Source organism: Cypionkella sp., assembly GCF_036782355.1.
Taxonomy (GTDB): Bacteria; Pseudomonadota; Alphaproteobacteria; order Rhodobacterales; family Rhodobacteraceae; genus Cypionkella.
The window spans coordinates 10,954-22,674 of record NZ_DAIPZF010000047.1; the positions used below are offsets into that span (position 1 = coordinate 10,954).

14 protein-coding genes and 1 pseudogene are annotated in these 11,721 nt (G+C 54.1%); 5 read left to right on the forward strand and 10 right to left on the reverse strand.

Annotation, left to right across the window (positions count from 1 at the left end; translation table 11 throughout):
• The 8 genes and pseudogenes from V7Q10_RS14205 to V7Q10_RS14240 all read right to left on the reverse strand — a co-directional run.
• Positions 1–677: pseudogene (locus V7Q10_RS14205) on the reverse strand (hypothetical protein); the annotation flags it as partial.
• Positions 678–739: 62 nt separating this feature from the next.
• Positions 740–1,138 carry a hypothetical protein gene (locus V7Q10_RS14210; RefSeq protein ID WP_333869788.1) on the reverse strand — a complete coding sequence of 133 codons (399 nt, stop codon included), beginning with the start codon at positions 1,136–1,138 and terminating at the stop codon, positions 740–742.
• Between the two features lie 24 nt (positions 1,139–1,162).
• Positions 1,163–2,491 (reverse strand): FliI/YscN family ATPase, encoded by a 1,329-nt coding sequence (locus V7Q10_RS14215; protein WP_333869790.1) that lies wholly within the window; start codon positions 2,489–2,491, stop codon positions 1,163–1,165.
• Complete coding sequence (locus tag V7Q10_RS14220) at positions 2,488–3,438, reverse strand: FliH/SctL family protein (protein WP_333869791.1); 951 nt, start codon at positions 3,436–3,438, stop codon at positions 2,488–2,490. Before V7Q10_RS14220 ends, V7Q10_RS14215 begins: the two co-directional genes overlap by 4 nt.
• Positions 3,439–3,456: 18 nt before the next feature.
• Complete coding sequence (gene fliG / locus V7Q10_RS14225) at positions 3,457–4,497, reverse strand: flagellar motor switch protein FliG (RefSeq protein WP_333869792.1); 1,041 nt, start codon at positions 4,495–4,497, stop codon at positions 3,457–3,459.
• 36 nt (positions 4,498–4,533) lie between these two features.
• A complete protein-coding gene (fliF, locus tag V7Q10_RS14230) occupies positions 4,534–6,270 on the reverse strand; it encodes a flagellar basal-body MS-ring/collar protein FliF (RefSeq protein WP_333869794.1) in 1,737 nt (578 codons plus the stop codon).
• 27 nt (positions 6,271–6,297) lie between these two features.
• Positions 6,298–6,627 carry a flagellar hook-basal body complex protein FliE gene (fliE, locus tag V7Q10_RS14235; protein WP_333869795.1) on the reverse strand — a complete coding sequence of 110 codons (330 nt, stop codon included), beginning with the start codon at positions 6,625–6,627 and terminating at the stop codon, positions 6,298–6,300.
• A gap of 12 nt (positions 6,628–6,639) precedes the next feature.
• Entirely contained in the window at positions 6,640–7,803 is a 1,164-nt protein-coding gene (locus V7Q10_RS14240) for a sigma 54-interacting transcriptional regulator (RefSeq protein ID WP_333869796.1), read from the reverse strand.
• A 273-nt stretch (positions 7,804–8,076) separates the two neighbouring features.
• Between V7Q10_RS14240 and V7Q10_RS14245 the strand changes: the two genes are divergently transcribed.
• From V7Q10_RS14245 to V7Q10_RS14255, 3 genes are read left to right on the forward strand one after another with little or no spacing between them, the layout of a single operon-like run.
• On the forward strand, positions 8,077–8,472 hold the full coding sequence (locus V7Q10_RS14245; protein WP_333869797.1) for a hypothetical protein: 396 nt from the start codon (positions 8,077–8,079) through the stop codon (positions 8,470–8,472).
• Between the two features lie 55 nt (positions 8,473–8,527).
• The gene (locus V7Q10_RS14250) at positions 8,528–8,899 is read left to right on the forward strand and encodes a flagellar export chaperone FliS (protein ID WP_333869798.1); all 372 of its coding nucleotides are present in this window, start codon (positions 8,528–8,530) and stop codon (positions 8,897–8,899) included.
• 50 nt (positions 8,900–8,949) lie between these two features.
• The gene (locus V7Q10_RS14255; RefSeq protein WP_333869799.1) at positions 8,950–9,438 is read left to right on the forward strand and encodes a hypothetical protein; all 489 of its coding nucleotides are present in this window, start codon (positions 8,950–8,952) and stop codon (positions 9,436–9,438) included.
• Positions 9,439–9,457: 19 nt separating this feature from the next.
• Here V7Q10_RS14255 and V7Q10_RS14260 read toward each other — a convergent pair whose 3' ends face one another.
• Positions 9,458–9,829, reverse strand: a complete 372-nt coding sequence (locus V7Q10_RS14260; RefSeq protein ID WP_333869800.1) for a hypothetical protein — start codon at positions 9,827–9,829, stop codon at positions 9,458–9,460.
• Between the two features lie 57 nt (positions 9,830–9,886).
• Here V7Q10_RS14260 and V7Q10_RS14265 point away from each other — a divergent pair, with 57 nt between their 5' ends.
• Entirely contained in the window at positions 9,887–10,213 is a 327-nt protein-coding gene (locus tag V7Q10_RS14265; protein ID WP_333869801.1) for a hypothetical protein, read from the forward strand.
• 126 nt (positions 10,214–10,339) lie between these two features.
• Complete coding sequence (locus tag V7Q10_RS14270) at positions 10,340–10,519, forward strand: hypothetical protein (protein ID WP_333869802.1); 180 nt, start codon at positions 10,340–10,342, stop codon at positions 10,517–10,519.
• A 34-nt stretch (positions 10,520–10,553) separates the two neighbouring features.
• Here V7Q10_RS14270 and V7Q10_RS14275 read toward each other — a convergent pair whose 3' ends face one another.
• Positions 10,554–11,450: an ion transporter gene (locus V7Q10_RS14275; protein ID WP_333869803.1), complete on the reverse strand. Its 897-nt coding sequence runs from the start codon at positions 11,448–11,450 to the stop codon at positions 10,554–10,556.
• Positions 11,451–11,721: the final 271 nt, after the last annotated feature.

Consider the following 11,721-nt stretch of genomic DNA (forward strand, 5'->3'; position numbering starts at 1 on the left):
TCTGATTGCACCGCCAAAGGCTCTGCCCTTACGGCTTTGGGTTTCGCAGATTGGATTTGCGGCGCAGGCGGCAGGCTTTGCGGCGGCGGCGCTGCCGCTGCGCTGCTGGTGCGCGGAGCGTCAACAAGCGGCTTTGCAGGCTCTGGGATCAGCAGCGGCAACGGCGCGGCGACGGCCTGTTTGGCATCGGGATCGTCCAACTTATCGGACAGCGGGTCTTGCATATCCTCGGGCTCGTCACCCGTCGTCTCTGCTGCAAAAACCGTGCCCTGCTCTGGAGCGATCAAAGCGATTTTCGGCGTAATAACAATAGGCAGATCTTGCGGAGATGTGGTGACAGAGACAGGGACGACGGGTGTCAAAATCTCGACCACGGGTTCGGGTTGTGCAGCGGCCTCGCTCTCGGCCGCTGTGGCCGCTGTGGGCGTCGCCGCTTTGGGCTGAAGCCCCAGAAACAGTTCGATATCCGCCAGATCGTCGCCACCGCTCTCAGCCGATGGCAAAGCTTGCGTCACAAAGATCGGGCCAAGCCCCAGCGGGGTGGCCTCACCCGGCACGACGGCATCGGTCGAGACCGCAAACAGCAGATCAAAACCTGTGACGGGGCCAGCGCCAGCCTTGCCCGCCGCCTGCCCCAGCCCTGAACCGCTTATGCTGATCCCGTCGATCGACGCCATTTTTTCCATATACCCAGGGTTAAGATTGTCTCAAACGTCACACTGCAAGATCGGTGCCAGCCTTAGCTGCGCGGCTGTGCCAAGCGTGGTGAGCGCAGCCGATCTTGCAAATCTTCCTGCGCTTCTTGACCTTCACGACGCGCTTCTTGCCTGCGATCATCCAAGATTGTGTTGCGGTTGCTCGAGCGCGCCAATTGGCTGCGCGCGCCTTCCAGTTCTGCTTCCAGAAATTCAAGTCGGTTTTGCGCCAATTCGTGTTGTTCTGACATATAGCGCCCATACCAAGACCGAGATCGCAAATGCTGCGGGCTAACCAGACCCGAGATTTCCTGATTTTCCGCCTGCAAATTTGCCAATCGGTCGATCAAAGATTGCGAGCTATCGACCTGCTGCGCCAAAGACCCAACAGTGCTGGCTTGGCGCTGCATTTTGATCTGCTCTTTCTTTTGCAGCAATTTCAACAAGTGCTCTTTTCTTGTCATGGCTTACTCTCCCATCAGACGCATTAAATCTTGCTGACTTTCGGAAAAGCGGCAGGGTTCATTGGCCCCCTGACGAATATAGTCGGTAATTTTGGGCCATAGCGCGACGGCAAGATCAAGCTCTGCGTCTTGTCCGGGGCTATATCCGCCCATCAACATCAGATCGCGGTTTTGCATATAAAGCGAGACAAGCCGGCGAAAGCGGATTGCTGCTTTTTGATGCCGCGTCGGGGTAATATCCGACATCACGCGGCTGACCGAGGCGGTGACATCCACCGCAGGATAAATCCCCAATTGGGTTTGCTGGCGCGACAGCACAATATGGCCATCCAAAATCGCGCGGGCGGTATCCACCACCGGATCATTGGTCGTATCATCGCCATCGGCCAGAACCGTATAAAAGGCGGTAATCGCGCCCTGCCCGACCTCGCCGGTGCCCGAGCGTTCAATCAGCGCCGGAATCATTGACACCACCGAAGGCGGATAGCCCTTGGCGGTGGGCTGCTCTCCCAAAGCCAAGCCGATTTCGCGCCGCGCATGGGCCACACGCGTCATGCTGTCCATAATCAGCAAGACTTCCTTGCCCTGCGCGCGAAAATATTCCGCAATTGCAGTGGCGCGGTTGGCCCCCTTGATCCGCAAAAGTGCCGAGCGATCGGCAGGTACGGCAACCACACAGACTTTCTTGCGCGTGTCCCCCGGCATCACCTGATCGACAAAATGCCCAACCTCGCGTCCACGCTCGCCGATCAGGCCAACGATAATCACATCGGCCTGCGAAAACCGCGTCATCATCGACAAAAGCACCGATTTCCCGACACCAGATCCCGCAATAATCCCCAAACGCTGGCCAGAGCCCACCGTCAGCAGACCATTGACCACCCGAACCCCAACGTCCAGCGGTTTGGCAACCGGCTTGCGCGTCAATGGGTTCAAGGGCCGCCCCATCAAGGGCCAGCGATCTGGCAACTCAAGCGGACCGCGCCCATCCAGAGGCTCACCCAAAGCATCAATAACGCGACCTAAGATATTGGGGCCAACAGAAATTTCACTTCCCGAATCCAAAATAGAAACCTGCGCGCCGATCTCGATGCGCGCATCAAGGTCATACAGAAACAGCATGTTGCGGCCATCACGAAAGCCAATCACTTCGGCCATGGCGACCTTGCCAGACCCTGTGGTGACACCGCAAACCGAGCCAACCGAGACCGGAAAGCCGCCGCATTCCAACACTTGGCCGTCAAAGCGCTTTACCCTGCCGCTGGCTTTGACAAAGCTAGAGGTCGGCAAGGCGCGCAGATCGGCGCTGATGCGGGCGATGGTATCGGTCATGTCGCATCGCCCGTGTCAGACCCTGCGGGACGCGCGTCAGGCGATGGCGTTTTGCGCACCGCTTTGGCTGCGGCAACCGGCTTTGGCATCACCCTATCGGCATAGCGCAGCCCGTCGGTTGACAGCTCCATATCGCCGCGCGCCAACTCGGGGTCGGCGGTGATGCTGACCAAGGCAAGAGTTTCCGAGCCCTGCAAATAGGGCTTCACCGCAGCGATATCTTCGGGGTTAAGCCGCAAGCGTGGCTGCGCCAGATCGGTTCGGATCCGGTCGACCAGATCCTCGATTTTGGCAAGAAAGGCCTCGGGCATGTCATCAATCTGGGCGCCTGCGCGGGCTGATGCCAAATCTTTGACAGCCTCGATAATCTCATGGCGCAGCTTGGCAATGCCATCGCCACCGCGAAAGGCCAGGATGGCGGTCTCGAGAATAGCCACGCGGGCTTCAACATCGGCGGAAAGATCGGCGCGGGCGCGCTCTTCCCCTGCGGTAAAGCCGCGGCCCCATTCGGCTTTCAGCTCATCCAGATTTGCAGGGCGCGGACCAAGCTCTGGGGTTGGGGCAGCGACGAGGTCCAACGGTTGCAGAGCAGGATCGTCCAGCCCCCCAAGGGCTGCATCCAGATCAACGGCGCCGTCCTGCGCCATTGGAGCAAAAGCCTCTGCCGGCGCCATTTCTGCGACAACAGCACCACCGACGACTTCGGCCTCTTCGATCTCTGCAATCGCAGCTTTTGCCTTTGCCTTGGCAGTGCCGCTGCCAACGACACGGTCTTCGCGGGTGGCGCTGCGGGCAATATCGAACAGGCTTTTCGCGGTAAAGGCGGTTTTGTTCTGATGCTGCGGCTCGGGCATGGCCTGAAATGTGCCGGTTCGCATCGCTTCGAACATGCGCGCGATTTCAGCTGAATCCAGCGGCTTTGAGGTCTCTTCGGTGGTTGCGGCCATTGCTGTCATCCCTCAGATTTAAACCATCTCGTCGCCACCACGACCCGCCAAGACGATCGTGCCGTCGTCGGAGAGTTTGCGGGCGATATTGATGATTTGCTTTTGCGCCTCTTGCACATCGGTCAGACGCACGGGGCCCAGCGCCTCCATCTCGTCCTTGAGGTTGGCCGCCGCGCGCGCAGACATGCAGCCAAACAGCTTTTCGCGAAGCGCCTCGTCGGCACCCTTCAGCGCCAGAACCATTGCCTCTTGCGGCAAAGACCGCAACAGGGTCTGCAAAGAGCGGTCATCAGACAGGATAAGATTGTCAAAGACAAACATGCTGTCTTGGATCGCCGTCATCAGGCCTTTGTTTTCCTTGGCAATAACCTTCATGATGCGGCTTTCCATCGCCGTTTTGGTAAAGTTCATGATCTTTGCTGCCGCCTTAACGCCACCGATTTGCGAGGCGCGCAGAGTGGTGTTTTGCTTGAACTTGCGCTGCATCACCGCTTCCAATTCCCGCACGGCATCGGGCTGCACCGTCTCTAGCGTGGCGATGCGACGCACGATTTCGGGCTGCATCTCTTGCGGCAATAGCGTCAGCACATCAGCTGCAAGACCGTAATCAAGATAAGAGATGATGAGGGCGACGATTTGGGGGTGTTCATCCAAGATCAACTCGGAAATCGACCTTGCATCCATCCAGTCCAGAATTTCAATCGGACGCTCCGAGGCGGCAGGTGTGATCCGCGACAACACAGATTGCGCCTTATCGCCGCCCAAAGCCTTGGTCAGCACGTTGCGGATATAATTGCCCGCTCCCAGACCAATCGAGGTTTGCTGTTTGATGATGGACAAAAATTCGTCCAATACATCATTCACCGTTTCCTGATCCACGCCCTGCACCGAATACATCGCCGCCCCAAGATGCTGTACTTCGCGCGGCGAAAGATTTTTCAAAATCTCGGCGGCTTCATCTTCGCCCAAAAGCATCATCAGGATCGCAGATTTCTGCGTGCCCGTCAGCGTGTCGAAAATACGCACAATTTCGCTGTTTTGTGCTGCTGCTTCGGCCATTTTTACACTGCCCCCATGCGGCTTGATCCGGTGGCATCAGCCAACCAGATCAAGATCCTTTTTCATCATTTGCTTAAACACATTCGAGACGCGACCAGCCTCGTCCGAGACGATCATGCGGATGATCGCAACCTTGTCGTCATAGGTGTTGGCGGTATCCAGCATTTCAAGCGAGATATTCGACTTCTTGGGTTTCAGCTTGGCCTTGATCTCTTCCAGAGACTCGCCTTCTTTCACTTCAATTGACTCGAGCGCTTCTGTCTCTTCGTCAGACAGCCCACCTTGTGCAACCACAGAGGCCCCCGAAGGCACAAGCACGCGCTGAAGCAGCGGACGCACAACCCCCAAAGCCACAACTGCAAGCAGCAAGACCGTCACACCCTGTTTGGCCACAGCCATGATCCAATCGGTTTGATACCAATCCACCGAGACCCCATCCAAGGTCATGATAAAGGGCTGCGAAGACAGCATCAGCGTGTCGCCCCGGGTCTCTTGCAGCCCGATGGTACCCGCAACCAACTGTTTGATCTGTGCCAAGGTTTCCGCTGGCAGCGGTTGCTCGACAGGCAGGCCGGTTTCAGGGTCGATCACTGTCTGATTGCGCAGCAAAACCGCCGCATCAATACGAGCAATCCGGTTCGACGGCGTGGTTGTGGTCTCGACCTTGCGGCTGATTTCGTAGTTCTTCACCTCGGAGGACGAGCGCGCGCCGGTATTGCTTGCCGCAGCCTCGGTTGCCGTGGTTTGGGCCGCCGTCATCGTGGCCTCTTGCGGGGCGGTATTGGCGACGGCCCCCGGAATGCCCTTTGCCTCTGGGTTTGACGACACATCCAGCGTGCTTTGCTCGCTGAGAATAGCCTTGCTTGCGGGGTCAACGCTCTGTTCGGTGATTTCCGAGCGGGTGAAGTCAATCTCGAGGTTCACTTGGGCGTTCACATTGCCTGGCCCAACGATGGGGGTCACAATGCTCTCAATCCGCGTGCGATAGATGTTTTCCAACCGCATCCGGTACTGCAATTGCGTGTCACCCAAGATCGCGGCTGGATCATCGGAGGGCTGCGACAGCAAGCGGCCGCGCTGATCAACAATCGTCACATTTTCCCGCGACATGCCAGAAACCGAAGTCGAGACCAGATTGATGATCGCCGTGACCTGGCTTTCATCCAAAGTCCGCCCCGAGCCCAGCTGTACAAACACCGAGGCCTTTGGTGGCAATTGCTCGCGCACAAAAGCAGTCCGATCCGGCAGGGCCAAATGCACTCTTGCCGAGACAACCGCGTAGATCTCATTGATCGAGCGTGCCAATTCCACTTCTTGCGCGTGCTTCAGCTTGGCCTGCTCCACCGAACGCGAGGTGCCCATCGGCATGTTGTTCAACTCATCCATGCCCGAAGGGTCAGAGGCCGGCAGGCCTTGCGCTGCCAGCGTCATCCGCGAGCTGTAGTAATCTGCCGATGGCACCAGAACTTCGCCCGTTGTCGGATCAAGTGTCACATCGACACCGGCATTCGTCAGCGTCTCGACAACCCGCTGTTTATCAGCCTCTGCAAGCGAGGCGAAAAGCGAGGTGCGCGAGGGCTGTTGCAACAGGAAATAGGCCACCAACCCCGCCACAACCACCACAAGCGCCACAAGGGTGGGAAAGGCGCGCTGAAAACTGGGCTGAACCGTCAGCGCCCGCACATTCGACACCATTCCACGCGCCGAAGGGACCAAAGCCCCACCCCTCGCGGTGCCCGATTTATCTGCCGTGATCACGCTTGTCGTCGCCATAATGTCACCGTCACTTTATTGCCGCCGTCAGACCGGCATATTCATGATGTCTTTGTAGGCCGAGAGAGCCTTGTTGCGCAGATTGAGGGTCAGCTGGAAGCCAAGACTAGAAACTTGCTGCGCGACCATGACCTTGGACAGATCCTGCTCTGCGCCGGTTTCATAGGCCGTCGCCAAATCGCTGGCCACGTTTTGCGATTGCGCCACATCCCGCAGCCCCCCCGCCAGCCGATCAGAAAAGCTTGGCCCCGCAATTGCAGGATCCACCGCAGCCTTTTCAATCTGCGCCCGCGCGCGGGCCAGCGACTGCAAATGCGTCTGTTCGACTTGAAACTTCAATCCACCGATCGCTGTCATGTCTTACCCCCCTTAGCCCATCATCCAGGCTTGCGCCGGCTTGATCTCTGCGGTGACCCGGTTTTGCCTTGGACGGTCGATAACAATGTCCTGCGCGCAGATCCGCGCGTCGCTGTGCAACACCAAGGCGCGCTGGATCACGTTTTCCAACTCGCGTACATTCCCCGGCCAATCATGCCCTAATAGGACGTCAATCGCCTCGACAGACAGCCATGGCTGCGTGTGTTTGTCTTCGGTATGCCGCCGAATAAGCGCCAGCGTTAAGGGGATGATATCGCTTGGCCGGTCTGCAAGCGCCTGCGTCTCCAAAGGAAACACATTTAAACGATAGTAAAGATCCTCGCGGAAGCTGCGGGCCTGAACCTGCTCAAACATATTGCGGTTCGATGTCGCGATCACACGAACATCCACGGCAATTTCTGACTGCGAACCCAATGGGGTGACAATGCGCTCTTGCAAGACCCGCAGCAGCTTGGATTGCAAGCCCAGAGGCATTTCAGAAATCTCGTCCAACAACAATGTGCCCCCGTCGGCCGCGCGAAAAATGCCCTTATTGGCTGCCGAAGCACCGGTAAAAGAGCCCTTTTCATGGCCAAAAAGCACGGCTTCCAGCAGGTTTTCAGGAATGGCCGCGCAGTTGACAGCCACAAAAGGCTTGCCCGCCCGCGCCGATTGGTTGTGAACAAACCGCGACAGAACCTCTTTGCCCGTGCCCGTCGGCCCGTTGACAAAAACCGTAACATCCTTGCGGGCGACACGCGCAGCCAAAGCAGACAGTCGCACCGTGGCATCGTCAGCTGCAATCATGCTGGACAAATCGGCGCAAATCAAATCAGCCGCAACAAGTGTCGATTGCGGCGCATCTTCCAGACCACCCGGCAAATCCACCCGCAGAATTTTGCCACCCAGTTCAGGCTTTATCGCAAACTCGGCCGCCCCTTCGGATAAGATCACAACAAGCCGCGGCAGGAACTTTCTTGCCCGTTCAAGCAGCGCCTGCGGTCCGCCGATCTGGGTTTCAAAGGCCGCAGAAAAAACCAAAGTTGCGGCCTTGCCAGGATCAGCCACATCTGCCAGCCCCGCGGTCGCCGTCACCGAAAGCATGCGCCGGCTGATAAGGTCTGCCAACTTGGCTGCCATCGACAATCCAGTTGTTTCGATCAGAACTTTGCTCATCCAGCCACCTCCTTCGGGTCTGACACAAACAGGCAAGAAGCGGACCAATCCGAAAGCTTAAGGTTGTATTTATAAACTGATAAAAATCTTAACCATTGTTTTTGCTTAACAATTTTTAAGTTATTTTTTTAAATTCGCCTTAGATGATCATCCGCCAAAGCAATTGCCAAAATCTTGGCAGCACACGCGTTTGGCCCGCGTCAATAAAATGACGACCCATTGCAAATGGCGTGAATCTTGCTGAAAAGATCTTATTATTCAGAAAGAAAACCCATGTCACAGACCGCCCGCTTCCTAATCTCAAGCCTTCTTCTAGCCGTGGCGCTTGGATTGGGCGTTTGGGTCTATCCAATCCTGACAACGCCAAATCCAGGCGAAGAGATCACAGCGCAGGTCTTTTTGAAGAATGACTGCGGCATAACTGACGATGCCTTCATGCTCTTTGTGCCCTCAACCGGAAAACGCATTGCCTTCGCAAATAAAGAAGTGAAGCTCACCATAAAATCAGGCGAACCACTGCAATTGGTCGCTTCGCCCACCTATCCCAAAATCAGATATGACGGCGCGACCGAACCTGCGGCGCGGCGCACCACCTTGAACGTGCAATGCAACCCTTCAGATTTTGAAAATTCCATCAATCGCCCACTGCGAAATCAGTTTGGCGGTTAAACATGTTCTGTTTTGTGGCGTTAAGAGAAACAGATAGAAAAAACTGGAGTGAGCAATGAGTTTCGTATCCGTGCAAAGGACTTATGCGGCAGCAACGCGGCGCGAAGCCGAAGAGTTGACGCATCCACATGAACTCATTTTGGTGACATTGACGACCCTGCGGCAAAGTCTGGACCTGATGTCGCAGCAGGTCATTGAGCCCGAGCTTTTTGCCAGATCAAAATCAAAATCTCTGACTGCAATCTATATCTTGCAAACCAGCCTCGATATGGATCGCGGTGGTGAAATTGCACAAAATTTGTTTCGGGTCTACGAATACTGTCGCTTTCAGGTCCTGAATTCAAAGCGCCTTGAGGGTCATGCAGGCATAACGCTTTGCATCAATTTACTAGATGAACTCATTGACGCTTGGAACACGATAAAATAACGCTTACCTCTAGTTGCAGAAGACCTGGCCCAAGAGAGTAAGGAACATCGATGTCGAGATTTTGCCCGGAATGGCTGTTTGGCGCCGTAACTGCGTTAATTGGGCATCGCTATATTTCGTCAAGCCTGCCCCTCTCGCCTTTTGCAGTGAAATACGCACAAATATTGTCAGAAAAATACACACCTGTGCCAGCAGAAATGCTCGAGACAGCAGCAGAAGAATTTCTGCGCGCAATTATTGAAGTTCAATCTGAAGACGCAGACGCCATCCTTAACGCCTTCGCATACAATCGCCTCGTGGTGTTACCATCTGGTGAGATCCGCAAATATAAAGGGCTCTTTTCAAACGTGTTGGACGGCAGCAAAGACTGCGAATATAGCGCAGAACAGGCGGTTAAGAGTTTTAAACCCTTTATTTATATGCTCCGCGCAAAACCAGGACTGGCCGCACCAGCGGGTTGGACATGGAGTAATATCGAGGATGGTGATTGGGTTCGCACCCTGCCGGATCAAGAAGTATCTATTCTTGACAGCCTTTAGGTCAGCGTCACGCCGCCAATCAGGCCATGACATTCAATGAATGAGAAAAGCGCGGCGCATCGTTAAGTGAATTGGACATTTGCGCCATTCGCGTAGCTGCTGCGTTTTGCGCATATGATTGTTGCAGCAACGAACGCGCCATTAAAGCAGCCTCGGTTGTTTGAGCAGACGGCGCAAGATCAGGGTGATAAACCTGCATCCGCGGATGATTAATATCGTAAGCAGCCATTTCCTCCATCGCAAATACAGGAGGAGGTGCATAATCAGTCTCCACCCCGCGAGATGGCACAGAAGATGCAAGTGCTAAAGACGTTACGCCAATATACCCAGCCGATCCCGAAGCCCGGGCCGGAGGCGTGGAATTAGAGTAAGGCTTGGCCGGTGGAAGCATGGTCAGCGCCTATCGCTCTGCTGTGCCTATATTAAATTCAACGTTACGAGAATATTCATGAGAACGCAAGTATCAGACCGCCCTCTTCATTTGCGCAGCTTTCCTATCGACCCCGTCGCAACAATGGTCTTACGACTGGGTCAAATGCGATTGGCTTTAGATCCCACACTTATTCTAAAGCTGGGTAAAAAAACTGTGATTAGACAGGTCCACGACCAACTGTATGCACTAAAACGGCTGATGGCTGACTATTCCGACGCCCCCCTGATGGCTGTATTGCTTGCAATATTAGAGAGAATAGATAAAGCGCTGGAAAACGCATCTCTAGACTTTGCGCAGCAAGCGATCAGCAATCTTGAAGACACACTTCGAGGCGCATGCTAGCTTAAAGTTGAAAAGACCAAATCAAAGCAAGAATTGGACATCATGCTATTGAAAAGAAATGCCATACATCAGAGCCGCACGAATGTCTCATCATGCGCGCAATGCCGCAGGATAAGGCTATTCTTGATGACGGCAACACCGTTAATAGGATCTCTGTTCTTCGTTAACAAAGATACCAGCCCCTTAGCGGGCGTCACCCCAATGACCATTGCGATCAGTATTCTCGCATTAGGCAGCCTCGGATTTCTGATCCGCGCCTTGCAATATTTTGGCGTCAAACGATCGCCCAGCGAAAGTGGAAAGTAAACCAAAGCTGCGAACAAATAACTTCGCAGACCTGCTATTTTCTGTTCTGCGCAACGCGTTTCGCTATTTCCGCAACCATTTCATCAGACAAACCAAATTCGGCTTGGAGCCCGCGCAATAAGCGATCTTCATTGTCGTCGACGACCCCATCGGCAAAAGCTTCACGCATCTGCTGCTCATAAATGACCTTTTTACGGGCCAACTGATTGGCAAACGAGGTCGCCACAATACCAGTGAAGATAGCAACCGTAGAGACCCCCATGAAGGCGGTAATAATTGAAATTACTTTTCCTATCGGCGTGACTGGGTAAACATCACCATAACCTACTGTCGTCAATGTGATCACAGACCAGTAAATAGCATGAGGGATAGAGGACATCTTTTCCGGCTGAGCATCAGCTTCCGCGTAATACATAAGGGACGAACTCGCGACGATCGCGATCGACATCAGATAAATAACAGCCATGAATGAGCGGCGTTCTGCATATATCGCAGAAAAAAGATCTTCAATTGCAGTTGAATAATGAGACAGCTTCAAAAGCCGCATGAGCCGAAAGACTCGCAGTATTCGCATATCCACGCCCGGGAACAGACTTTGCAGATAAAATGGTAAGATCGAAACAAGATCTATGAAACCATGGAAACTAAAAATATAGGCCTTTCGGCCCTGCCAAGTCGAATTGGGAAACCTTGACGCATTGCTCCACACCCGCAGTAAAAACTCGATCGTAAAGAAGACGATGCTAAAACGCTCGATAAGCACAAATTTCCAACTGTGCGGTAGAGCAATGTCCTCATAACTCTCCATGATAATCGAAAACACGTTCAAAAGTATGACGAGCGTAATGAAGCGATCACACCACAAACTGGCTTTGTCCTCCTTCGAGGCCTTGTCGAGGATCTGCATTGTGCGCAAACGAAGGGTGCTCATAACATATCTCCAAGGCAGTTAATCTCTATAGTGGATTGAACTGCAATCAACGAAATTTGCCAAACTACTATGATTTATGGTGTAGGGCAGCGTCTTTGCTCCAACCAGTCACCCGCTAAAAACCTGATGTGATCAGTAACATCAAAAATTTAGTTTTCAACTTATATTCTCTCAATCTGCCTTAGGTTGAAAATAACATCATGTGATCTTCACAAATACTTACGTTAAGCATCAAAATTCCTTGCAGTTATCATCGAAACGCCAAAACAGT

Excerpts from the sequence above, each read along its gene's own strand:
- fliE (WP_333869795.1), bottom strand. The coding sequence starts at position 6,627 with ATGACAGCGATCGGTGGATTGAAGTTTCAAGTCGAACAGACGCATTTG.
- fliF (WP_333869794.1), bottom strand. The coding sequence starts at position 6,270 with ATGGCGACGACAAGCGTGATCACGGCAGATAAATCGGGCACCGCGAGG.
- V7Q10_RS14255 (WP_333869799.1), top strand. The coding sequence starts at position 8,950 with ATGTCGAGATTTTGCCCGGAATGGCTGTTTGGCGCCGTAACTGCGTTA.
- V7Q10_RS14240 (WP_333869796.1), bottom strand. The coding sequence starts at position 7,803 with ATGAGCAAAGTTCTGATCGAAACAACTGGATTGTCGATGGCAGCCAAG.
- V7Q10_RS14250 (WP_333869798.1), top strand. The coding sequence starts at position 8,528 with ATGAGTTTCGTATCCGTGCAAAGGACTTATGCGGCAGCAACGCGGCGC.
- V7Q10_RS14220 (WP_333869791.1), bottom strand. The coding sequence starts at position 3,438 with ATGGCCGCAACCACCGAAGAGACCTCAAAGCCGCTGGATTCAGCTGAA.
- V7Q10_RS14265 (WP_333869801.1), top strand. The coding sequence starts at position 9,887 with ATGAGAACGCAAGTATCAGACCGCCCTCTTCATTTGCGCAGCTTTCCT.
- V7Q10_RS14260 (WP_333869800.1), bottom strand. The coding sequence starts at position 9,829 with ATGCTTCCACCGGCCAAGCCTTACTCTAATTCCACGCCTCCGGCCCGG.
- V7Q10_RS14215 (WP_333869790.1), bottom strand. The coding sequence starts at position 2,491 with ATGACCGATACCATCGCCCGCATCAGCGCCGATCTGCGCGCCTTGCCG.
- fliG (WP_333869792.1), bottom strand. The coding sequence starts at position 4,497 with ATGGCCGAAGCAGCAGCACAAAACAGCGAAATTGTGCGTATTTTCGAC.
- V7Q10_RS14275 (WP_333869803.1), bottom strand. The coding sequence starts at position 11,450 with ATGAGCACCCTTCGTTTGCGCACAATGCAGATCCTCGACAAGGCCTCG.
- V7Q10_RS14270 (WP_333869802.1), top strand. The coding sequence starts at position 10,340 with ATGACGGCAACACCGTTAATAGGATCTCTGTTCTTCGTTAACAAAGAT.
- V7Q10_RS14245 (WP_333869797.1), top strand. The coding sequence starts at position 8,077 with ATGTCACAGACCGCCCGCTTCCTAATCTCAAGCCTTCTTCTAGCCGTG.